The sequence below is a fragment of the Anaerobacillus sp. QJM3NY_32 genome (assembly GCF_056173645.1).
This window is the reverse complement of sequence record NZ_CM149684.1, coordinates 4,138,439-4,161,301: the sequence shown is the minus strand read 5'-3', so window position 1 is coordinate 4,161,301 and position 22,863 is coordinate 4,138,439. Positions and strand designations below refer to the sequence as shown.

Sequence of the window (22,863 nt, the reverse complement as noted above, 5' to 3'; positions counted from 1 at the left end):
CGGAGAAGGAGTTATCGAATGCGAATTACTCAACAAATGTTATCAAGTAACATGGTGACACAAATGAATCGAAACCTTACCAATCTCGAAAAAGCCAATCAGCAGGTTTCGACTGGTACCCGTATCAACAAGCCATCTGATGACCCAATGGGTACGGAAAAATCACTGAAGCTATCGTCGCAGCTGGCTGATAATGAACAGTATGAGAGGAATACCGATTATGCGATGTCATGGATGGAGATGACGGAACAATCGCTTAGTAGTATTTCGAACTTGATGCAGCGAGCTAGTGAGCTTGGCGTACAGGCTTCGAATGGCACAAATTCAGCTCAAGAGCTGGAAACAATGGCAAAAGAATTTAAGCAGTTAAGGAAAGAACTCAAAGGTTTAGCCAATACGAAGCTTGATGGAAAATACATCTTTAATGGACAGAAAACGGATCAACCCGTCGGAATTGACCAGGATGGGAATGTATCTTTTGATAATCAGTCCATCAATCAGCGAATTTCTCCATTTAGCGATGTGAAGATTAACGTTGATGCGGGGGAAGTATTTGATGGTCAGGTAAATTTATTCAAAGTACTTGATGAATTTTCTACGGCATTATCAAGTGGAGATAAAGAAGGCATGAATACCGTCCTTGGAAAAATAGAAGAAGGCGCAGAACAGGTTCTGACAAGCTGGACCGGTATGGGCGCTCGTCAATCTCGAGTGGAAAGTATGAACCAGCGTCTGAAGGATGAGAATCTAGCCGTTCAATCATTCCTTTCTAAAAATGAAGATGTGGATCTTGCGGAATCCATCATGAAACTTAAAACAGAAGAAAGCGTCTATCAGGCATCCCTTGCGGCAAGTGCCAAGATCATTCAGCCTTCTCTATTAGACTTTCTTAGATAACCAAAACCCCTCTCACATTTGTGAGAGGGGTTTTGGTTATCTAGTTCATTTATCTCTTAATCGTATTCGCCAGTCCCATCATTTCATCGGCCATCTTTATCGCCTGGCTCTGGAATTGAAGTAACCGCTGGGTTGAGATCATCTCGGTCGTTTCGTTCGCTAGATCAACGTTCGACATTTCGAGAAATCCCTGTCTCGTTTTAAATTCTTCCCCAGGAGCGACAAGCTCAAGCTGCTCATTATCTTGAAGAGAGAATTCATTTCCTCCCACATTGGTGAGAGCCTCGGGCCGATTAATCTTGACGATGCTAAGTTGATAGGTTTGTACATTTCCAGTTGCATCCGTCGCCACAATTTCTCCAGTATCAGAGATGGCAAGTTTAGCCGGATCGCTGTTAAATGTAATCGCATTTCCGTTCGTGTCTAGAATCGGGTTACCGCTACTATTTACGAGTGACAAAGTCCCATTCTGATTTTGTAGTTCGAATGATCCGTCCCTTGTGTAGTGAATACTATCACCATTTTGAGTTCGGAAATAGACGTTCTCTCCTTCAAGCATGACGTCAAGATCTCTGCCAGTTTCTTGTGCTGATCCTTGTTCATTACGAAGGGTTGTTAAGCCGATTTTTGAGCCGAAACCAACGCGAAGATTTTCTGGTGTTTCTCTTCCAGGCTCCGTCGCCTCACCTGTTTGGTTCGCATACGTTTGAGTTAATAGATTTTGAAACGTCGCTTCACGGCTTTTGTACCCTGCTGTATTCACGTTCGCAATATTATTTGCGATTGTATCTATTTTCTTTTGTGTCTGACTAAGTGAAGAAGAGGCTGTGGCCATCTGGATATTCAATCGTAACCCTCCTAGTAAACGCGACCAACATCATTGACTGACTTGTCGATGCTTTGATCATAAGTTTGTAGTACTTTTTGGTTTGCTTCATATAAACGATAAGTATTCAGCATATCGGTCATCGTGGTCGTCATATCAACGTTCGATCCTTCGAGAAATCCTTGCTTCACGGCGTACTGGTTGATGTCTGTCGTCTGGATATTTCTCGGTGCATCATTTTCATTACCTTCCCATTCGAAGACACCATTTCCTTGCTGTGCTAGCTTGGATGGATCGCCCGTATAGCCAATCCATATTTGTTGCTCATTTCCGTTTCTTTCACGAATTGTGCCATCGTCGGTCATTGTAAAAGAATCATCATTGAGTTGAATTGGCTGAAGATCTTCCCCAAGAACTTGGTATCCTTCGCTCGTAGTTAGAAATCCATCTTCATTTACTGAGAAATTTCCATTTCGTGTATAGCGAATGTCATTATCTTCAAGGCGAACACCGAATAAAAGTAGGCCTTTTTTACCGGTTTCTGCATCAATTGGAAGGTTCTCATCGTTGAGAGCCATGTCTGTTTGTTTGCTTGTTTCTTTAAGGGAACCGTTTGAGAAATTAGGAATGCCTTCTTGTGTATAGACGCCTTGTTGAAGAGTGCCAATGGAAGAGTTAGGGGTAGGTGTGTTCGTATTTCTTTCTTTTAGTAGATATTCAGGGAAGGAACGGAAGGTTGCTTCATCCTGTTTGAAGCCCGGTGTTTCGGCATTTGATAAATTATTCGTTAAGAATTGTTGCTTTCGCTCACTTGCCATCATACCGGATGTTGCCGTATACATGCCTTTAAACATTATTTCGCTCCCATCGTAGTACTATCGAACGCGTACATTGAATTTTGTAACTCTATTATACCGTTTAAATATGGGAAAATTAAGTGAAAAAAGTCGTTTTTTAGGTTAAAACACTCATTTACTATTATTTTTGACAATGCTATGCTATCACTAACGAAAAAATTGTCGAATGAGTATAACTATGGTTTTGTATCCATTTTTTAACTTTAAAAACAGTTTTATACAAGGAGTGTGAAAAGCTTCGTGAACGTTTTTCAATCGATTAGACCGCTTGAACAAGCATTGAATGCGTCGATGGTGCAGCAGCGTACTATCACATCAAATATATCAAATGTTGACACCCCTAATTACAAACGTCAAACCGTTTCATTTCAAGACACCCTGCAGGATGCAACAAAGAATCTGCAGAGCTACAAATCCAACCCCAAACACGTCCCTTTTAGTAACGAAAATAATGCATCAAAGACCGTTGTCAAAACGGATCAAAATACACTTAATCAATCAAATGGCAATAACGTCGACACGGATGTTGAAATGGCCGAACTTGCCAAAAATCAACTCTGGTACAATGCGATGATTGAAAAGACCAACAGCCAGTTCCGTGATTTACAGAAAGCAATTAGAGGGAGCTAAATCATATGAATTTATTTAATGGGTTCAATACGAGTGCTTCAGCTTTAACTGCAAACCGTCTTAGAATGGATGTTGTTTCGTCCAATATCGCAAACGCTGAAACGACTCGCTCTGAGCTCGTCGATGGGGAATGGCAGCCATACAAGCGAAAAGTGGTAGAGTTTAAGGAAAATTCGTTCGAGAGTAAGCTTCAAGCCGCAATGGGAAATGGCGAAGCGCCAACAGGAGTGAAAGTGTCGAACATTAAAGAAGATAATGCTCCTAATAAACTTGTTTATAATCCCGCTCATCCCGATGCGAATGAAGAAGGTTATGTGGAAATGCCAAACGTGGATATGGTGAAAGAAATGGTTGATATGATGTCAGCATCTCGTTCCTATGAAGCGAACGTAACAGCGTTAAACGCAACCAAAAGTATGTATATGAAAGCGCTCGAACTTGGTAAATAACGGTCGGGCATAGGAGGATCTTATGAACACAATTAGTGCACTTCAGCAGCTTCCAACACAAGCGAAGTCTCAGGTTACTTCGGGTGAAGCAACGGCTGATTTTGGTCAGATGCTTCAGGATGCGATCAAACAGGTGAACAACAATCAAGTGGCATCTGAACAGATGACGAATAAGCTTGTGACTGGAGAAGTTCAGGATGTTCACGAGGTTATGCTTGCAGCACAAAAAGCCTCACTATCTCTAAATTTAACGGTAGAAGTGAGAAATAAGGTTATTGAGTCATACCAAGAAATCATGCGTATGCAAATGTAGTATGTCAGGGATGGATAAGAGATGAACCAACAACTACTAAATTTTACAAGTCGCTGGAAAGAAACATGGGGTAGCTATTCAACGAAAACCAAATGGCTCATCGGAGGGACTTTTCTGGTCACTCTTCTTCTGCTTCTATTCCTTGTTTTTTGGATGTCTAAACCTAATTTAACGCCGATTTATTCTAATTTAACGCCGACAGAAGCTGGTGAGATCAAAGGGGCCATTGAGCAGAAGGGAATTCCGGTAGAAGTTTCAGCGGATGGAACAACGATCAGCGTGCCAAAGGATCAGGCGTCTGATTTAAAAGTAAGTCTAGCGGCTGAGGGTATTCCAAAAAGTGGTAACGTTAACTACAGCATCTTTAGTGAAAACATGGGCATGGGGATGACAGATCGCCAATTCGATGTTGTAGAGCGAGATGCGATGCAAAATGAACTGAGTTATTTAATTGAACAAATTGGCGGTATTCAGGAATCAAAAGTGATGATTACCCTACCGGCTGAAAGTGTTTGGCTTGATGAAACAGGTGAGACAGCTTCTGCCTCGATCGTCCTTACGAGGGATCCTGGTGCTCAGCTTGACCAGGGCCAAATCACAGGCCTTTATCATCTTATAAGTAAAAGTGTTCCGAATCTCCCTGTTGAAAACATTGTCATCATGGACCAGAACGGAACTGCTTTTGATTACGGCGAAAGTGGCGGCGTTGATACAACTTTATCCGCTTACCAGCAGCAAGAGGACATTCGTAACGGCATCGAAAAAGACATGCAGCAAGAATTACAGCAAATGCTTGGCATGATTCTCGGACAAGATAAAGTGGTTGTTTCTGTAATGGCTAGCGTGGATTTCACAAAAGAAAAGCGCACGGAAGACCTTGTCGAACCTGTTGATGAAGAAACAGGTGAAGGCATTGATATTAGCGTTGAGAAAATCATGGAATCCTATTCCGGTGATCAAGCTGCTGCCCAGGATGGAACGGGTACAGATGAAGGCGAGATTCCAAACTATAATGCAGATGACCCAGATGCCAAGGGCGACGGCTCTTATGAAAAAGTAGAAGATCGCATCAATCGTGAAGTGAATCGTATTCATAAAGAAATCGAAGAAAGCCCTTATATGATTGATGATATTACAATTAACGTTGGTGTAGAGCCACCTGTCGCTGACGATATGACTAGTTTAACAGCAGCTCATATAGAAGATATTCGCACTGTGCTCAAAAATGTTGTCCGTACGTCTTTGAGTGAAAGTGATGTACCGCTTGAGGATACTGCTCTTGAAGAACGTATCTCTGTATTTGCGAATGAATTTAGAGGGCGTGCGGACTATGAAGAGCCAAAGCCAGACATCTTTTCTTCTGTTCTAGACAGTGTTCCAAGCTGGGTGATTTATGCGGTAGCTGGTGGCGTTGGTATTCTTCTAATTGGTGGAATCATTCTTCTCTTCCGCCGAAAAGGAAATAAGGATGAGGACGACTTCATGGAATTTGAACAGGCGTACAGTGTACCAGAGGATCACTACTTGCCGAGGGAAAAAGAAGAACGTGAAGTGGATATGACACCTGATGCACTAATTGGAAAAGATGAAATTGAAACTCTCGCAAAAAATGATCCGGAAGAGTTTGTGAAACTACTAAGACTATGGATGAACGAAGAGTAGGGGGATTGGATGGTGAGTAGTTTAGAAGAATTAACAGGAACTCAGAAAGCAGCGATCCTTCTCACTTCGTTAGGTGCTGACCTTTCGATTCAAACATTTAAACACTTATCTGAGAAGGAAATTGATCAGCTTGCGCTTGGCATTTCAGAGCTTCGCAAAGTTGAGCCCGATGAGCGAGAAGCCGTCGTGGATGAGTTTATCCAGATGGTAAAAGCAAAGGATTACATTGCCGTCGGAGGAATTGAATACGCAAGACATATCCTTGAGCAAGCGCTAGGACCGAAAAGGGCAGAAGAAATTTTGTCTCGCTTAAGCATCAATTTAAAGGTAAAGCCATTTGCATTCGCAAAAAAAGCAGATCCTGATCAAATTCTAAACATTTTACAGCAGGAGCATCCCCAAACGATCGCTCTTGTCTTATCTTATCTTGATGCGAAGCAATCTTCCAAAATTTTATCCTCGCTACCTCAAGAAAGTCAGGCAGATGTAGCAAGAAGAATTGCGCTGATGGATAGTACCTCACCAGAAGTGATTAGTCAGCTTGAAAAGATCATTGAAGGTAAGCTTAACGCTAGCGGTTCGCAGGACTATGCGTTTACTGGTGGTGTGGAATCAATAGTTCAAGTTCTAAGCAGTGTTGATCGAAGTACGGAAAGAACAATTCTTAGCTCGCTTGAGAAAGATGATCCAAGCCTAGCAGAAGAAATTAAGAAGCGGATGTTTGTCTTTGAAGACATTGTTACGCTTGATGACCGATCCATTCGCCTCGTCATTAGTGAAGTGAAAGATGAAGATCTTTCTATAGCGCTTAAGGTAGCGAGTGACGATGTGAAGGATACAATTTTCCGAAACATGTCTAACCGCCGGGTAGATACGGTGAAAGAAGAGATCGAATTGATGGGGCCACTTAGGCTTCGTGAAGTGGAAGAAGCGCAATCACGCATCGTTTCTGTCATCCGTTACCTTGAAGAAACAGGTGATGTCATGATTGCACGCGGTGGAGGAGATGATCTGATTGTCTAATATCATCAGAAAAACCTCTGGAGAGAAGCGAGCCGTTCCGAAAGTAATTGAGCAGCGAACGGTCGCAGAGCCAAAGCGAAATCGCATATTGCCTTCTCGTACTACGACAATTGAAGAAAAGAAATCGCAGCTTCTTGAGATGATGATCCGGCTAGAAGATCTTTATCATACAATTCGAACAAGACTTGGAGATGAAGAAGCGAACGTTCATCAAAATCTTGAGAACAAGCAGGAACAAAAAGAGCTTGAGTGGCAGGAAATCACGAAGAAAACGTATCGAGAAGCAGAAGAAAGCGGATATGCAGCGGGTTATGAAGCAGGCATGCAGCAAATTCATTTCGAGCTCGATGAAAAGAAGAAGGAAATGGAACACATGGTAAAGGGCGCTTATGACAAGAAGGAAGAATTAATTCAGGATGCTGAACCGTTTCTTCTATCGCTAAGCACAGCCATTGCGAAGAAAATCATTTTAAAAGAAATGGAACAAAATCCAGAGACGCTGCTTGGCATGGTGAAAGATACGCTAAAGAAAGTAAAGGATCGTGGAGAAGTCATTGTTCAAGTTTCAACAGAAGATTATCAGCATGTGATACCAATGGTTGACGAGCTTGAAAAACAACTTGATGTGAATGCGAGCTTAAAGCTTGTGCCGATGAATGACTTGGAAGTCGGTTCAGGACTTGTTCATACGCCGAGCGGGTCGTACGATATTTCGATTAACAGCCAGCTTTCTGAGATGAAGAAACAGCTGCTTGCTATGTTTGAGGAGCGAACTGTCGATGAGCATTAATGTTGAGCCATATCTTTCGCAGCTTCATTCGATGGAAACGGTCCAGAAGTATGGCAAGGTGACACAGGTTATTGGGCTAACGATCGAATCACTTGGTCCAGAGGTTAAAATTGGTGAGCTTTGCTACCTTTATCCAGGACCATCAAAGGAACCAATTGAAGCAGAAGTAGTTGGCTTTCGCGAAAATCGTGTTCTGCTCATGCCGATGCATGACCTATCAGAAATTGGTCCAGGTTGCCTTGTAGTGGCGACAGGACAGCCACTTGAAGTGAAAGTGGGCTATTCACTACTTGGAACGATTCTCGATGGGCGCGGCAGACCTCTTGATTACTCGGATCTCCCTGGTGGACTGAAGGCTGTATCCACAAATCGAAAGCCACCAAATCCAATGACGCGTCCGCGCATTACGACCCCCTTTCAGCTTGGTGTTCGCGCTATTGATGGGCTGTTAACAGTCGGTCAAGGACAGCGGATCGGTATTTTTGCCGGAAGTGGCGTTGGAAAAAGTACGTTAATGGGAATGGCGGCTCGAAATTCAGAAGCCGATGTGAATGTGATCGCCTTGATCGGTGAACGAGGACGGGAAGTAAGGGATTTTATTGAGCGTGATCTTGGTGAAGAGGGTCTTAAAAAATCGGTTGTCGTTGTGGCAACATCTGATCAACCTCCACTACAGCGGATCAAAGGAGCGCTTACGGCAACGTCGATCGCAGAGTTCTTTCGTGATCAAGGAAAGAACGTCATGCTAATGATGGATTCTGTGACACGTTTTGCCATGGCACAGCGGGAAGTTGGACTGGCAATTGGAGAGCCACCAACTAGTAAGGGATATACGCCAAGCGTATTTGCTCTTTTACCCAAATTGTTAGAACGATCTGGCACAGCTGAGCAGGGATCGATTACAGCTTTTTACACTGTTCTTGTTGATGGTGACGATATGAACGAACCGATTGCAGATGCGGTGCGAGGGATTCTAGATGGGCATATTGTTTTGGATCGGAAGCTCGCTCAAAAAGGCCAATATCCAGCGATTAACGTTTCAGAGAGTGTTAGCCGTGTGATGAAAGAAATTGTGACTCCAAAGCATATGAAGTCTGCAGAAGAATTTAAGCGACTTCTTGCTGTGTATGTTTCTTCTGAAGACCTTATTAATATTGGCGCTTATAAAGCTGGAACGAACAGCAATATTGATAAAGCGATCTCGATTCATCCGGAGATTGAGAAATATATTAAGCAGGGCATTGATGATCAGGCTTCATTTGAAGAAAGTCAGGACTGGCTTTTATCCCGATTTGGAAAGGATGACTAACCATCGCAGCTTTTCAATTCCCATTTCAACGGATTTTGGATGTAAAAGAAAATGAAAAATCACAGGCACAGCTAGACATGGCTGAATCACTCAAAGCACAAGTGGATATCGAACGTTCCATGCGTGATCTTGAGCAAGCGGTTCTTTCCATGCGTCAGAGACTGGAAGAGCGTCAACAAGAAGGGGTTTCCATTATAGATCTTCTTAAGGAAGAAGAGCATATTACCTATCTTGAGGGGCAGCTCCACCAGAAAAGAAATCAGCTGATTCAAGTTGAACATCAAGTGAGTGAGCAGCAGGACACGCTTGCTTCTAAAGTAAGAGAAGAGAAAACGTGGCAGTCAATCAAAGAGACGAGAAAAGAAGAGTTTTATCACGATATGAAAATGATTGAACAAAATGAGCTAGATGATTTAAATACCGTACGTGCGTATATGCTTGCAAGAAACGGCTAAGGGGTGAGGGGAATGCGAAAGCGACAGAAGAGTTCATGGAAAGAACGCATCATCCACGGTTTTCTCTTGCCGCTCGCGTTTATCGCTACGGTTATGCTTGTTGTTCTTCCGTTTCTTGGATACGATCTGTTCGCAATGGCCACTTCACTTAGTAAGAAGCCGATCGCATATGTAGAAGATAATTTTACAGCTGAGGCTACTGATCAAAATCAAGATGAAGTGCTAGAACAAGAAATCAATCAAAAGGATGGCGAAATCTCAGACTTGAAAAAGCAGTTAGATGAGCAAGAAATCGAGCTGAAGAAAAAACAGTCTGAGCTGGAATCGTTAGCTGAAGAAATGAAGAGCGAATTAGCTGACAAGGAAGAGCGACAGAAGAAGCTCCAAGAGTTAGCAAAAACGTATGAAGGAATGTCAGCATCAAAATCCGCGACGATTATGGAAAACCTTACGTTAAACGAGGCAGCTCTCCTGCTTGATGCAATGGGAAGCACCGAGCAAGCAGCTGTACTAGGGAAAATGAATGCAGCTGTAGCAGCAGATTTAACGATCGCGTTAAGAGATATTGAAAAAGCAGACGATCCTGAGATTGCTGCAATGCAAGAGAGAGTAACGCTCCTGATGAATGCGATTGATCGCGAAGATAGTTCGCTTTCTGTTTCAGACGTAGCTGATAATTTGTCAGAAATGACTGACGAAGAAGCGGCCCAAATCCTATCGGAGATGGCTCAGTCTAAAGAGGAGAAAGAAGTAGGGCTTTCCATTCTGAAAGAATTTGATAAAGAGAAGCGTACAGGGTTACTTGGAGAAATGGAAGAATCGATTTCTTCTAGTTACATAGCTGATTTAGCCAATTAAAAGGAGGTGAAATAGTGAACGCTATCCAGTCACTTGGAAAAAACATAATCGTTCAGCCTAAGGTTCGAACTGAAAATAGTCCAACTGGATTTTCAACGTTATTAAGTGCTTTAGGAAAAAAGCTTAATGTGAGTGAAAGTGAGTATTCAGAGACACATAACGAAAGCGAGTTAGAAGAGGGAGACAATAAGCCAACAAATAGTAGTGGTGAAGCCCCCGTGCACCTTCTCATGATGGGTGCTGTCAATGTTCCGCCAGTTCAACATGATCAAAACTCTTTATCGAAATCGCTTGCCCAACAAGGAACTGACATGAGTGGTGAACCACTACAAGTGAATGCTAATCGTATACAGGAGGAAGTAAGTCTACCCGGTTTTACAAAAAGTGAGTTTGTAGAAATCGAGCAAGTCTTACAAAATGAAGAACAAGTTCTTTCTGAAACGTTTGCGGTAGAGACGAAACTTCCATCTAATGTTATGAAACTTATGCAAGAGTTGAAGATGAAAGAGCCGAAAGAGCTCCTTTCAATGATGGAGAGAATGGCGACTGAACCGAAACAAGATCAGAAACTTGTTATGGACTCCGATCAAAACGTCCAGTTAGATGGAGAAGCTATTGAAGTTCAAGTAGAGACTCCAAAACATAGTGTTCCTGAAGGAAAAGAAACTAAGGCACTCGTCGAAAAGAGCGTATCTGGAGAAGTAGCTGATAATCAAGAGAAGCTTGTGACAGATCAAATGTCTGGAGATGAAATTCAGATAGACGAGAAGCCAGAAGCGCTTCCGCTAGCAAAAGGTAATGAATCTCAAACAACCATCAAGGAATCGACTACACCAGTTCCGGCTCGTTATGTTGCATCGGAGCTAAGTGAAATGATTACCGAGCGCATGCAACTATCGAAAAATGGAGATGAAACAAACATAAGAATTAAGCTTTCTCCAGAAAATCTCGGTCAACTTGATATTCGGCTAACAACTTCTGATGGGAAAGTGACAGCGCACATTATAACAGCGACTTCAGGGGCAAAGGACATGATTGAATCACAGCTTCACCAGCTACGTCATACGCTCATTCAACAGGGCATCCAACTTGATAAAGTGGAAGTCGTTCAACAGCCGCAGGGCTCACAACAATCGTTCATGCAGGATGGTCGCCAGGAGCAGGGTCAGGCGTTTCAACAAGGAAAGCACCGACAAGGGCGAAAAGGTGAATATGAATTAGAAGAGAATCCACTCGTAACGAATGAGCAAGAAGAAGGCGCATCTAGTGGGATTAATTACGCTATTTAGGAGGGGTGACATGAATACAGGTTCTGTCACAGCAACATCAGCTGTTCAAACACCAAAAACAGAGGCACCTGGTCAGTTAGGAAAAGATGATTTCTTGAAAATTCTCGTTGCTCAGCTCTCAAACCAGGACCCGATGCAGCCGATGCAAGATACTGAATTTATTGGGCAGATGGCGCAATTTAGTTCACTCGAGCAAATGACAAACATGAATAAGTCGATGAATAAATTTTTCGATAGTCAGTTACAAAGCTCGATGAAGGATTACGCACATTTAATTGGTAAAAGCGTTCAGTGGCAGGAGAATAACGAAGCGAACGCAGGTAAGGTAGAAGCTGTTTTATACAAAGAAGGCAAAGTACTCGCAGAACTTGATAGTGGCAAACAGGTAGATATCTCCCTATTAGAGCGTATCGAAACGGGGGAATAGTATGGTTCAAATCAATCAAGTTTATTATCCAAAGCAACCGATTCAACTAACTACAAAACAGGAGAATTTAAAAAATTCTTTTGCTGATCAACTAAAGCATTCGATCGATTCACAGATTTCATTTAGTCACCACGCACAGGTTCGACTTAAGCAAAATGGGATTTCCCTTTCGGACAATCAGCTCCAAAAGCTAAATGATGGAGTAGAAAAAGCGAGAGAAAAAGGATCAAACGAGTCGCTTATGTTAATGAAAGATCTCGCCTTTGTTGTTAGCGTCAAAAACAATAAAGTCATTACTGCTATGAAGCAGGATAGTATGGAGAATCAAATCGTCACAAACATTGACTCAGCACTTATTTTATAATGGCCGGACCGAGCAGGAGGCCGATTCGCTGTGGACCGATTGAAGCAGCGAAACAATTAGAGGGGGAAACAACTTGTTAAATTCAATGTACTCAGGCGTTTCAGGAATGAGAGGCTTTCAAACAAAGCTAGATGTTATCGGGAATAATATTGCGAACGTAAATACAGTAGGTTACCAGAAAAGTAGAGTGCTGTTTGAAGATCTACTCAGTCAGAGCGTGGCAGGAAACTCCGTAAATTCGAAACAGGTAGGTCTTGGTTCATCCGTATCGGCGATTAATATGGTAGATAGTCCCGGATCACCTATGACGACAGGGGTACAGACGGATTTGAGTATTCAGGGGGATGGGTATTTTACAGTAAGAAGTGACGGAACTGATTACCTTGCTCGTTCTGGGTCTTTTCAGGTTGATGCGACAGGAAATCTTGTGACAACACAAGGCTACGCAGTGTTAGATGATCAAGGTAACCCTATTCAGCAGATCGGTGAAATCAAAAGTATTGATCGTAATGGGGTTATCACTTATACAGATACTCAAGGAAATGAACAACAAACTTTGAATCTAGGGATAAGCACAGTGCCAAATCCAGGTGGGCTTAATAAAGTAGGTAACTCACTTTTTCGTGAAACAGAAAAATCTGGGGATGCAGTACCAGGGCTTCCTCAAGACTCACGCGTCGTCGCTGGTCAACTCGAAATGTCCAACGTTGACCTAACCGAAGAGTTCACGGAAATGATTGTAGCTCAGCGTGGCTTCCAGGCGAACTCAAGAGTGATTACAACTTCAGATGAGATCCTTCAAGAAATCGTCAATTTAAAACGATAGGGGGTAAGGGCTGAGGAGTTTCCTCGGCCTGCTCTGTTCATATGATACCGTTAACTAAATTAAACCGTGAAGCGATGATGTTGAATGCCATTTACATTGAAACGATTGAGTCAACGCCGGATACGATGATTCTATTAACGAATGGAAAACGCTACGTTGTGATGGAGACAGTCGAGGAAGTAAAACAGCTTGTTACGGAATTCTATCGTGATATTCACGTATTAGAGAAATAATAGAAGAACGGGGGTGACCATGTTGTCTGATATGCTATCGCCAGCAACAGTTGATGCACTTCTTTCTGCCATCGACGATAAAGGGCAAAAGAAGTCAATGAAGGATAGAAAAGTGCAAACATATGACTTTAAAAGAGCGCTTCGCTTTTCTCAAGATCACATCAGAATTTTAACTCGTATCCATGAGAACTACGCACGTCTCATGACGACGTATTCATCGGCTCAGCTTCGGACGATCATTCAAGCCTCCGTTCATTCTGTTGATCAGATGCCATTTGAAGAATTTGTGCAGTCGATTACAGAGAATTCAATTCTTAGTCTCTTTGTTGCTTCACCATTGCAAGGACAAATGGTGCTTGAAGTAGCACCGGAGCTTGCCTATGCAATGCTGGATCGAATGCTTGGAGGTCAAGGGAATCAGCCTGAAAAACTGACACACTTAACGGAAATTGAAACGGTTGTTATTGAGCGGATTTTCGGTAAAATCTTAGAAAGCTTTCAAGATGCCTGGACATCGGTACTGAAGCTAAAAACTGAGCTTAAAGAGCTTGAAGTTAATCCACACTTTCTTCAAATCGTATCTCCAAATGAAACAGTCGTCACCGTGACACTGAATGTAAAAGTAGGCGAAGTAACAGGTAATATTCGTCTTTGTCTTCCACATGTTGTACTTGAGCCGATTATGCCAAGGCTTTCAGCTCATCACTGGCTTTCGAATCAGAAAAAGGATCGGGAGCCTCAGGAAAGTAAGGAACTTGAGAAGAGACTGAAGAAAACTAATTTAGGCATTATCGCTGAGCTAGGCCACTCTGAAATCACGATTGAAGAATTTTTAAATCTAGAAGATGGAGATGTGATTCGGTTGGATCAAACCGTCTCAGATCCATTGATTGTGAGGGTCGATAACCGGGTGAAGTTCCATGGACAGCCAGGGACTTCGAAAGGTCGGATGGCCGTACAAATTACAGAAGTGAAGGAAGAGGAGGAAGTAGGCCATGACGGATAATCGCCTTTCAAAAGATGAAATCAACGCATTATTTCAAGAGACAGCAGCAGGAAGGGAGGAACCTAACGTGTATTTTCATTCAATTGAAGAAGAAGCATTAAATGAACTTTTTAGCGTTGCGATCGGAAGCCTTACAACAACATTATCTTCCGTTTTCATGCAGGACGTTTTTGTATCAAATGTTCAGATGAACATCCTTCCTGACGATCGCTTTAAACAAGAATTAGCCCTTCCTTATGTTGAGGCCGCGATTCGCTATGAAGGGGCATCTTCCGGCGAATCGATCATTATGCTCAATCCACCTGATGCCCAAGATATGGCTGACATCTGGCTTGTGGCAAAGGGTGAGGAAGGTGACGAGAGTGTTGATAAGAGTTTAACTGCTGTTATGACAGGAATGATGGAGAGCATACATAAAGGACTGAGCATGGCATCAGGTTCTTCATTTACAGGAACATTTACGAATCTTCAAGTTGTTTCAGAACCTACTAATTCTATGTTATTGGAAAAAGCCGCTGAATCAGTGTATATGAACGTTTCGTTTGAACTTTCCATAGGATCGATTGTTCAAACGGTTGTACACCATGTCCTTCCTGCATCTGTAGCAAAGCAAGTGAGTGAATTACTAATAAGTGAAGAAGATCTTCGGGAAGCCGTGCAGGAACAAGAGACACAGCAGGTAAAGGAGCATGAAGCTGAATTGCAGCAACAGCACCCATCGTCACATCAACAAAAGAATCATGAGGAAGAAGAAAGAGAATCGATGGATTCATTTGCGACGCGCGTGAAAGAACCTGAACCGAATATCCAAAACGTGCAGTTCACAAATTTTAGCCAGCAAGATCATCCGTACGGGGAACAAAGAAATTTGAACATGCTCCTAGATATTCCCCTTCAAGTAACGGTGGAGTTAGGGCGAACAAAGCGTATTGTAAAAGACATTCTTGAGCTCTCACACGGATCGATTCTTGAGCTTGATAAGCTTGCGGGAGAGCCAGTTGATATTTTGATCAATAGTAAACTCATTGCCAAAGGCGAAGTTGTCGTCATCGATGAAAACTTTGGTGTGAGAGTAACGGATATATTAAGTGCAGCAGAGCGTTTATCAAAGCTGCGTTAGAAGGAGTGCTTAAAAGTGAGACACCTTGTGATTGGCATCATGACACTCCTCAGCCTTGTCTTAGTAATGCCGCTTAACGCCATCGCAGCGGCAGATAATGGAAGTGTGAAAGACTGGCTCACGGAAAACGGGGATGACCCTGCTGATATAGAAGAGCAGCCTGCTGAAGTAGAAGGAGCAAACACAAATATTTTCTTTCTACTAATCAAGCTCGTTTTCTATACGATCGTCGTGGTTGGCCTCATTTATTTGCTGATTCGCTTTCTGTCCAAACGCCAACAAAAGCTTCAGCACCATTCCGTTTTCACTCAAATTGGCGGAACACCGCTTGGTAACAATAAATCCGTTCAAATGGTCAAGGTCGGGGATTCCCTCTACATGCTTGGGGTCGGAGATAACGTGAACCTTCTTAAGGAAATTCAGGGTGAAGAAGTGAAGCGTATTTTAGATCAAGCTGAAGAACAGCGGTCGGGCTTTTCGTTTATGAATCAAAAGCAAGCAGGAATTCAAGAGATGATTCAGGCAAGTTTGAAGAAGCAAAGAAACAAACGTAAGGATTATTGGGATGACGGAAGCGGAAGGGACGATAAGTGATGGATTTACTCATAAACTTAACGATCCCAGGACTAGATTTCGGTTCAAACGCAACAGAAGATGTTTCCGTTACGATTCAGCTTGTCCTGCTTCTAACTGTGCTATCGCTAGCTCCTGCCATTCTTGTATTGATGACGTGTTTTACACGAATTGTTGTTGTCCTCTCCTTCGTACGCTCGGCGCTCGCAACACAATCTATGCCGCCGAATCAAGTGTTGGTCGGACTAGCACTCTTTCTAACTTTTTTCGTGATGTCCCCTGTTCTTTCAGAGATTAATAGCGAGGCGTTACAGCCTTATATAAACGAAGAGATTGGACAGGAGGAAGCGCTCGATGCCGCAGAGCTTCCGATTAAAGAGTTTATGGCAGGACATACACGAGAGAAAGACCTTGCCCTTTTTTATAAATACGCTGAGCTTGAAAAGCCCGAGTCGATCGAAGATATTCGGTTAACCGCACTCGTTCCAGCTTTTGCGATTTCAGAACTGAAAACGGCGTTTCAGATTGGATTTATTATCTTCATTCCATTTCTTATTATTGACATGGTTGTGGCCTCAACGCTTATGGCGATGGGAATGATGATGCTGCCGCCTGTCATGATTTCACTACCATTTAAAATTCTACTATTTGTGCTTGTCGATGGCTGGTATTTGGTCGTCGAATCACTTCTATTAAGCTTCTAAGGAGGACGACGATGACGCCGGATATGGTCATTTCACTTGCAGAAGATGCTGTTTATACCGTGATTATTATTTCAGCTCCGCTTCTCTTAATCGCACTTGGCGTTGGGTTAATCGTGAGTGTGTTTCAGGCGATGACGCAAATTCAGGAACAGACGCTTGCGTTCATTCCCAAAATCGTTGCCGTTCTGTTAACGATCGTTCTGTTTGGACCGTGGATGCTCACAACGCTACTCGATTACACAACGAACTTATATCAAAATCTTTATAGGTTTATCGGCTAGATATGGAAAGTGTCATTAACGCCCTTCCCTTATTTTTGCTTGTGTTTATGAGGGCGACATCTTTTTTTATAACAGCGCCGATCTTCTCAACACGAAGCGTTCCAAACCGCTTCAAAATTGGACTTGGTTTCTTTTTTGCGTTAATCGTCACGGCCGGATTAGGTTCTGATGCAGAGCTAACGCTTGATCTCGCGTTCGTGATCATTATTTTAAAAGAACTTTTTATCGGGCTATCACTTGGATTTATTGCCTCCCTTATCCTGTATACAGTTCAGGTTGCGGGAGCGTTTATTGATTTTCAAATGGGCTTTGTTATGGCAAACGTAATCGATCCCCAGACAAGAGCTCAAGTACCGATTATCGGGAATTTCAAATACATGCTTGCTCTTCTCTTTCTAGTCTCCGTTGATGGTCACCACATGATGCTAGACGGGCTTGTTAGAAGCTATGAACTTCTACCAGCTGATGAGCTGCTGAGTCAGGCGGATAGTCAGTCCCTTGCAAAGTTTATCGCTGAAGTATTTGCAGGGATGTTCTTCTCAGCATTTCAGCTCGCGCTACCGATCGTTGCTTCCCTTTTTCTTGTGGATGTGGCGCTCGGCCTTCTTGCGAGAGCAGTACCTCAGGTGAATATTTTCGTTGTCGGTTTGCCGTTAAAAATCTTTGTCGGTTTCGTGCTTATTCTAGTGACGATTCCTACATTTTTCTTTTTACTGCGAGGGATTTTTCAAGAAATGCTCGCTACGATGGGGCAGCTTATTCAAATACTGGGTGGGTAGTACGATGCGAACTTATCGCTTACAAATGGATCTCCAATTCTTTTCACAAGAAAAGACTGAGAAAGCAACACCACAAAAGAAGCAAGAATCTCGTAAAAAGGGTCAAGTGGCGAGAAGTGCTGAGATTCCATCCGCCTTTATGATGATTGGTGTGTTTTTGTTTATGTCTTTCATTGGTGGGTGGATGATTGAAAGCCTCGAGTCCATGATTCGAGGCAATCTTGTTCAGATTACAGATTGGACGCTCACAGAACAGAATGTTGATCGCATGCTTAAAGAAAATGTGTGGCAGGCGGCAATGATCGCAGCCCCGCTTATGGGAATTTCGCTCGTCATGGGAGTTCTAGGAAATTATATGCAAGTGGGATTTCTCGTTTCCACAGATCCCCTTCAGGCAAAGCTTGAAAGAATTAACCCATTAAAAGGTGCGAAACGAATATTCTCAGCTCGAACGCTCGTCGAACTATTAAAGTCGTTAATTAAAATTACGTTTATCTCAGCTTGCACCTTCATTGTTCTTTGGAATAAACGAGACGAAGTGATGCTCATTTCGCAAAAGTCGATCGGTGAAGCAATGGCACTTGTTGGTTCATTGATCGTTCAAACGGGCTTAGCTGTTGGAATTCTATTATTATTCCTTGCCCTATTAGACTATGTTTATCAGAAATATGACTTCGAAAAAAACATCCGAATGTCGAAGCAGGACATTAAAGATGAATATAAAAAGAGCGAGGGCGATCCGCTCATTAAATCAAAAATTAAAGAAAAGCAGCGCGCACTTGGAATGAACCGGATGATCTCGGAAATTCCCCATGCTGACGTCGTCATTACAAATCCAACACACTTTGCTGTTGCGCTTAAGTACGATCCAAAAGAAATGGATAAACCGACAGTTGTGGCAAAAGGAATGGACTTCGTTGCGCTAAAAATTAAAGAAAAAGCAAAAGAGCATGACATCATAACATCAGAGAACGTCCAGCTAGCTCGAGCGCTCTATCACCAGGTAGAGATAGGTGACGGCGTCCCTGAGGATCTTTTCAAAGCTGTTGCAGAAGTGCTCGCGTACGTTTATAGCATAAAAGGCTACCCGGGAGGAGGGAACTAACAATGAAAATAAAAGATTATGCCGTGCTCGTTTCTGTCATTATGATTGTGATCATGATGGTTATTCCGTTCCCTCCGCTCCTACTTGATTTTCTTATTATGCTGAATATTAGTCTTGCTTTAACAATTATCCTTGTCGCCATGAATACGAGAGAAGCGCTACAATTTTCGATTTTTCCATCGCTTTTATTGCTGACTACGCTCTTCCGACTTGGTTTGAACGTCTCGACTACAAGATCCATTCTGACGAATAAAACAGGTGGACAGGTTATTGAAACGTTTGGTTCTTTCGTTGTTGGCGGAAGTGTTGTCATCGGACTCCTTGTTTTTCTTATTCTTGTTATTATTCAATTTATCGTTATTACAAAAGGATCCGAACGAGTAGCAGAGGTTGGTGCTCGATTTACACTTGATGCCATGCCGGGGAAACAGATGAGCATTGATGCTGATTTAAATGCAGGAATGATATCAGATCGCGATGCAAAAGAAAGACGTCAGAAAATTGAGCGCGAAGCTGATTTTTATGGGGCAATGGATGGGGCCAGTAAGTTCGTAAAAGGGGATGCGATTGCTGGAATCGTCATTACGTTGATTAACATTATTGGCGGATTGATTATCGGCATGGTTGTGCACGGCATGCCAGTTGGTGATGCGGCAACTACTTTTACGCTGCTGTCGATTGGTGATGGTCTTGTCAGTCAAATCCCAGCTCTTCTTATTTCGACTGCTACAGGTATCGTCGTAACGAGAGCGGCATCAGACGGCAATCTAGGTTCAGATATTACTGCACAAATTTTTGCATATCCAAAGCTGCTTTACGTTGTTGGAGCGGTTATTACGCTCCTTGGACTTGCAACTCCCATAAACCCGCTTCTCACCTTTCCAATCGCAGGATTACTCGTCTATGGCGGCTGGACGATGCAGAAGAATCTTGATCAGACGAAGGAAGTTGAGCTAGCTGCTGGTCAAGAAGAAGTAGAAGAAATGAAGAAGCCTGAAAGCGTCACAAGTCTTCTTCAGGTCGACCCGATTGAGTTTGAATTTGGCTACGGATTAATTCCTCTTGCTGATCAAAAGCAAGGCGGTGATCTTCTTGATCGCGTGATTATGATTCGAAGACAAATCGCACTTGAGTTTGGAATTGTTGTTCCAGTTATTCGCATCCGCGATAATATTCAGCTTGAGCCAAACGAATACGTTATTAAAATCAAAGGAAACCGTGTTGCAGGTGGAGAGGTGCTATTAAACCAATATCTTGCGATGAGTAGCGGACTTGAAGATGAAACAGTCTCAGGGATCGAAACAGTTGAACCAGCCTTCGGACTTCCTGCTTTATGGGTAACAGAAGAAATGAAGGATCGCGCTGAGCTATCAGGATATACGATCGTGGATCCACCTTCTGTAGTATCAACGCACTTAACGGAAGTTATTAAGCGTCATGCGCATGAGCTGTTAAGTCGCCAAGAAGTGAAGCATCTTCTTGATAATGTGAGAGAATCGTCTCCTGCAGTGCTTGAGGAGCTAATCCCTAATATCCTTACAATCGGGGATGTTCAAAAGGTGTTGATGAGACTACTGAAGGAGAAAGTATCCATTCGTTCGCTCGATATGATTCTAGAATCGTTAGCTGATAACGGAGTTCGAACGAAAGATACGGATGTGCTAGCTGAATACGTGCGGCAGTCGCTATCACGCCAAATCACATCTCAGGTCGCCGTGCCTGGCGAAGCGGTTAAAGTGTTAACAGCTGGGGCCAGATTGGAGAAGCGATTCGCAGAATCTGTTCAGCAATCTGATCAGGGAAGCTACCTTGCGCTTGATCCTGAAACGTCACAGGCCATTTACCAGGAAGTACTTCAACAAGTAAGCCGCCTGCAGCAGTCAGGTATTCAGCCAATTCTACTAACGTCACCAGCGATACGCATGTATTTACGTCAGTTTCTCGAACGTTACATGCCGGAGCTGATGATCCTTTCCTATAGTGAATTAGAACCCGATGTAGAAGTCCAAAGTGTAGGAGTGATTAATCTACCATGAAGATTAAACGCTATGTAGTCAGCCATCTTCGCGAAGCAATGCCGCTGATAAGGCAGGAGCTTGGTCAGGAAGCCGTTATTTTAAATACAAAAAAGGTGAAAGTGGGCGGGATCTTTGGTTTTTTCCAAAAACAGCGTCTAGAAGTGCTCGCTGCCCTTGATGAAAAAAAGGTAGAGAAGGAAGAAACTCGAGAATTTGCCACGCTATTGCAATCTGAAAAAAAGCGTCGTGAAGAAACGCCTGAACGGGTTGAAAAAAGTCCAGAGGTGATTCAAGAGAAACAAACGCCGCCACGACGGGAGGCGCTTGAAGCCAATGTACTTGATGAGCTGAAGTCTATGAAAGAAATCATGATGCAGCTGATGGAAAATGAACGGCTACCAAAACAGTTAAAGCCAGTTCAAACGTATTTAGAAGCACAGGAATTCTCTCATGCGATTCGTTCAGGAGTGATGGCGGAACTAATGATTAAATCAAAATCATACCCTACTTACACGAAAGAAGATGCTTTTGAGTGGATGAGACAGGAATTCGCAAAGCGAATCAAGAATTATCCTGATATAGGAATAAAAAAGAAGAAGCTAAGATGCTTCGTTGGCCCAACAGGCGTAGGAAAAACCACAACGATCGCAAAACTAGCAGGTCATTTATTATTAAAAGAGCGTCAATCTGTGGGACTGATTACATCAGATACTTATCGGATTGCAGCAGTTGAACAGCTTCGGACGTATGCTGATATTCTCGGTATTCCACTAGAAGTCGTTCAGTCTCCTGCGGATTTGGGTCAAGCTCTAGCGAACCTTTCATCATGTGATGTCATTCTAATGGATACAGCGGGACGCAACTATCAGCAGTACAGCTACGTTTCACAGCTTGAAGAACTGCTATCCGGTCAAGAATTATCGATCACGCTTATGTTAAGCCTCACACATCGCTATTCTGATATGAAATCGATCACCGATAATTTTCACTCTCTTGGTATTTCTGAGGTGATGATGACAAAGATGGATGAAACAAAAGTTCGCGGCCCCATTTTTAACTTGATGGAAGAATACAAACTTCCGATCTCGGTTCTAACGACAGGACAAAATGTACCTGATGATATGGTGACAACAACACCGGATTTCCTTCTTGATCTGGTCATGAGGGAGCGAGTGAATGTCTGATCAGGCAAACCAATTGCGGGAAGAAGTGATGAAGCGAATTCATCCGAATGCTAGTGGGAAAAAGACGAAGGTTATTGCTGTGACAAGTGGAAAAGGCGGCGTGGGGAAGTCGAATGTATCACTGAATTTTGCCCTCAGTCTTGCAGCGCTTAATAAGAAAGTGATGATTTTTGATTTAGATGTTGGCATGGCGAATATTGATGTGCTCATGGGTGTAACGCCTAAAGAAACGCTTATTTCCATGCTGGAAAAAAAACTCTCTTTAAATGCTGTCATTGAAACAGGAGTAAATGGTCTTCAATACATTGCTGGTGGAAACGGAATTGGAAAGATCCTAACTTTAACAGGCAATCAGCAGAATCACTTTTTCCAGGAATTTGGCTCTCTTCAAGGCAAAGTCGATTACATTATTCTCGATACGGGAGCGGGCCTTTCCTATGAAGGGATCCGGTTTTTGCAGGCAGCGGATGACGTTTTTCTTGTGATTAATCCAGAGCCACCGTCTATTACAGATGCCTATGGCGTTCTAAAAGCATTACATACAAGAAATGCTCAGTTACCTGTTAAGTTAATTGTGAATCGATCTACTAATACTGAGGAAGCAGAGCGTACAGCGCGCAATTTCCAAAAAGCCTCTGCAAAATTTTTGAATAAGTCGATTGATGTACTCGGATGGATTCCGGATGATCCTATCGTTCGTAAGGCGGTGATTGCTCAGTCGCCTTATCTACTAGAGTATCCAAATTCCAGAGCAGCGAAGGCCATAGATGATTTAGTTCATGCTTATCTAGATTTTCCTTCAAATTATAAGCTTGGTGTAAAAGGATTTCTAACAAAGATGCTGTTTCATAAATAAGTGGGAAGAATTTTTCAGGTGGTGAACTT

The 22,863-nt window shown here is 42.8% G+C and carries 27 protein-coding genes; 25 read left to right on the top strand and 2 right to left on the bottom strand.

Features of this window, described 5'->3' with window-relative positions; genetic code table 11:
* Positions 1–18: 18 nt before the first annotated feature.
* On the top strand, positions 19–897 hold the full coding sequence (gene flgL / locus AC0VYH_RS21315) for a flagellar hook-associated protein FlgL (RefSeq protein WP_475373104.1): 879 nt from the start codon (positions 19–21) through the stop codon (positions 895–897).
* A gap of 49 nt (positions 898–946) precedes the next feature.
* On the opposite strand, the gene AC0VYH_RS21310 is transcribed toward flgL, so the two are convergent.
* Positions 947–1,744 carry a flagellar hook-basal body protein gene (locus tag AC0VYH_RS21310; protein ID WP_475373103.1) on the bottom strand — a complete coding sequence of 266 codons (798 nt, stop codon included), beginning with the start codon at positions 1,742–1,744 and terminating at the stop codon, positions 947–949.
* Between the two features lie 11 nt (positions 1,745–1,755).
* Positions 1,756–2,577 (bottom strand): flagellar hook-basal body protein, encoded by an 822-nt coding sequence (locus AC0VYH_RS21305; RefSeq protein ID WP_303532564.1) that lies wholly within the window; start codon positions 2,575–2,577, stop codon positions 1,756–1,758.
* A gap of 243 nt (positions 2,578–2,820) precedes the next feature.
* Here AC0VYH_RS21305 and flgB point away from each other — a divergent pair, with 243 nt between their 5' ends.
* From flgB to AC0VYH_RS21185, 24 genes are all read left to right on the top strand, one after another.
* On the top strand, positions 2,821–3,210 hold the full coding sequence (gene flgB / locus AC0VYH_RS21300) for a flagellar basal body rod protein FlgB (protein WP_430245157.1): 390 nt from the start codon (positions 2,821–2,823) through the stop codon (positions 3,208–3,210).
* A gap of 5 nt (positions 3,211–3,215) precedes the next feature.
* A complete protein-coding gene (gene flgC / locus AC0VYH_RS21295) occupies positions 3,216–3,659 on the top strand; it encodes a flagellar basal body rod protein FlgC (protein ID WP_475373102.1) in 444 nt (147 codons plus the stop codon).
* Between the two features lie 22 nt (positions 3,660–3,681).
* Positions 3,682–3,972, top strand: a complete 291-nt coding sequence (gene fliE, locus AC0VYH_RS21290; protein ID WP_303532558.1) for a flagellar hook-basal body complex protein FliE — start codon at positions 3,682–3,684, stop codon at positions 3,970–3,972.
* Between the two features lie 21 nt (positions 3,973–3,993).
* Entirely contained in the window at positions 3,994–5,634 is a 1,641-nt protein-coding gene (fliF, locus tag AC0VYH_RS21285) for a flagellar basal-body MS-ring/collar protein FliF (protein WP_475373101.1), read from the top strand.
* 9 nt (positions 5,635–5,643) lie between these two features.
* Complete coding sequence (gene fliG, locus AC0VYH_RS21280) at positions 5,644–6,657, top strand: flagellar motor switch protein FliG (RefSeq protein ID WP_475373100.1); 1,014 nt, start codon at positions 5,644–5,646, stop codon at positions 6,655–6,657.
* Positions 6,650–7,447 (top strand): FliH/SctL family protein, encoded by a 798-nt coding sequence (locus AC0VYH_RS21275; protein WP_475373099.1) that lies wholly within the window; start codon positions 6,650–6,652, stop codon positions 7,445–7,447. The genes fliG and AC0VYH_RS21275 overlap by 8 nt, the downstream gene beginning before the upstream one ends.
* On the top strand, positions 7,437–8,756 hold the full coding sequence (gene fliI, locus AC0VYH_RS21270; protein ID WP_303532550.1) for a flagellar protein export ATPase FliI: 1,320 nt from the start codon (positions 7,437–7,439) through the stop codon (positions 8,754–8,756). Before AC0VYH_RS21275 ends, fliI begins: the two co-directional genes overlap by 11 nt.
* A 2-nt stretch (positions 8,757–8,758) precedes the next feature.
* Positions 8,759–9,211 (top strand): flagellar export protein FliJ, encoded by a 453-nt coding sequence (fliJ, locus tag AC0VYH_RS21265; protein WP_475373810.1) that lies wholly within the window; start codon positions 8,759–8,761, stop codon positions 9,209–9,211.
* A 12-nt stretch (positions 9,212–9,223) separates the two neighbouring features.
* Positions 9,224–10,069, top strand: coding sequence for a MotE family protein (locus tag AC0VYH_RS21260; protein WP_475373098.1), 846 nt, complete (start codon positions 9,224–9,226; stop codon positions 10,067–10,069).
* A 14-nt stretch (positions 10,070–10,083) separates the two neighbouring features.
* On the top strand, positions 10,084–11,358 hold the full coding sequence (locus AC0VYH_RS21255) for a flagellar hook-length control protein FliK (RefSeq protein ID WP_475373097.1): 1,275 nt from the start codon (positions 10,084–10,086) through the stop codon (positions 11,356–11,358).
* Positions 11,359–11,368: 10 nt separating this feature from the next.
* On the top strand, positions 11,369–11,785 hold the full coding sequence (flgD, locus tag AC0VYH_RS21250) for a flagellar hook assembly protein FlgD (protein ID WP_475373096.1): 417 nt from the start codon (positions 11,369–11,371) through the stop codon (positions 11,783–11,785).
* Between the two features lies 1 nt (position 11,786).
* Positions 11,787–12,149 (top strand): TIGR02530 family flagellar biosynthesis protein, encoded by a 363-nt coding sequence (locus AC0VYH_RS21245; RefSeq protein ID WP_303532542.1) that lies wholly within the window; start codon positions 11,787–11,789, stop codon positions 12,147–12,149.
* 73 nt (positions 12,150–12,222) lie between these two features.
* Complete coding sequence (locus AC0VYH_RS21240; RefSeq protein ID WP_226615797.1) at positions 12,223–12,975, top strand: flagellar hook-basal body complex protein; 753 nt, start codon at positions 12,223–12,225, stop codon at positions 12,973–12,975.
* Between the two features lie 41 nt (positions 12,976–13,016).
* Positions 13,017–13,208, top strand: coding sequence for a flagellar FlbD family protein (locus AC0VYH_RS21235; RefSeq protein WP_303532536.1), 192 nt, complete (start codon positions 13,017–13,019; stop codon positions 13,206–13,208).
* A 22-nt stretch (positions 13,209–13,230) separates the two neighbouring features.
* Positions 13,231–14,214 carry a flagellar motor switch protein FliM gene (gene fliM, locus AC0VYH_RS21230; protein ID WP_475373095.1) on the top strand — a complete coding sequence of 328 codons (984 nt, stop codon included), beginning with the start codon at positions 13,231–13,233 and terminating at the stop codon, positions 14,212–14,214.
* Positions 14,204–15,334 (top strand): flagellar motor switch phosphatase FliY, encoded by a 1,131-nt coding sequence (fliY, locus tag AC0VYH_RS21225; protein WP_475373094.1) that lies wholly within the window; start codon positions 14,204–14,206, stop codon positions 15,332–15,334. Before fliM ends, fliY begins: the two co-directional genes overlap by 11 nt.
* A gap of 15 nt (positions 15,335–15,349) precedes the next feature.
* Positions 15,350–15,928: a flagellar biosynthetic protein FliO gene (locus AC0VYH_RS21220; RefSeq protein ID WP_475373093.1), complete on the top strand. Its 579-nt coding sequence runs from the start codon at positions 15,350–15,352 to the stop codon at positions 15,926–15,928.
* Positions 15,928–16,611: a flagellar type III secretion system pore protein FliP gene (gene fliP / locus AC0VYH_RS21215; protein WP_226615792.1), complete on the top strand. Its 684-nt coding sequence runs from the start codon at positions 15,928–15,930 to the stop codon at positions 16,609–16,611. Before AC0VYH_RS21220 ends, fliP begins: the two co-directional genes overlap by 1 nt.
* Before the next feature lie 11 nt (positions 16,612–16,622).
* The gene (gene fliQ / locus AC0VYH_RS21210) at positions 16,623–16,892 is read left to right on the top strand and encodes a flagellar biosynthesis protein FliQ (RefSeq protein WP_098445458.1); all 270 of its coding nucleotides are present in this window, start codon (positions 16,623–16,625) and stop codon (positions 16,890–16,892) included.
* Between the two features lie 2 nt (positions 16,893–16,894).
* Positions 16,895–17,671, top strand: a complete 777-nt coding sequence (gene fliR / locus AC0VYH_RS21205) for a flagellar biosynthetic protein FliR (RefSeq protein ID WP_475373092.1) — start codon at positions 16,895–16,897, stop codon at positions 17,669–17,671.
* Between the two features lie 4 nt (positions 17,672–17,675).
* On the top strand, positions 17,676–18,776 hold the full coding sequence (gene flhB / locus AC0VYH_RS21200; RefSeq protein ID WP_430245188.1) for a flagellar biosynthesis protein FlhB: 1,101 nt from the start codon (positions 17,676–17,678) through the stop codon (positions 18,774–18,776).
* A 2-nt stretch (positions 18,777–18,778) separates the two neighbouring features.
* A complete protein-coding gene (gene flhA / locus AC0VYH_RS21195; RefSeq protein ID WP_303532516.1) occupies positions 18,779–20,812 on the top strand; it encodes a flagellar biosynthesis protein FlhA in 2,034 nt (677 codons plus the stop codon).
* Entirely contained in the window at positions 20,809–21,978 is a 1,170-nt protein-coding gene (flhF, locus tag AC0VYH_RS21190) for a flagellar biosynthesis protein FlhF (RefSeq protein WP_475368203.1), read from the top strand. The genes flhA and flhF overlap by 4 nt, the downstream gene beginning before the upstream one ends.
* Positions 21,971–22,834: a MinD/ParA family protein gene (locus tag AC0VYH_RS21185; RefSeq protein ID WP_475373091.1), complete on the top strand. Its 864-nt coding sequence runs from the start codon at positions 21,971–21,973 to the stop codon at positions 22,832–22,834. Before flhF ends, AC0VYH_RS21185 begins: the two co-directional genes overlap by 8 nt.
* The last annotated feature ends 29 nt before the right edge of the window (positions 22,835–22,863 follow it).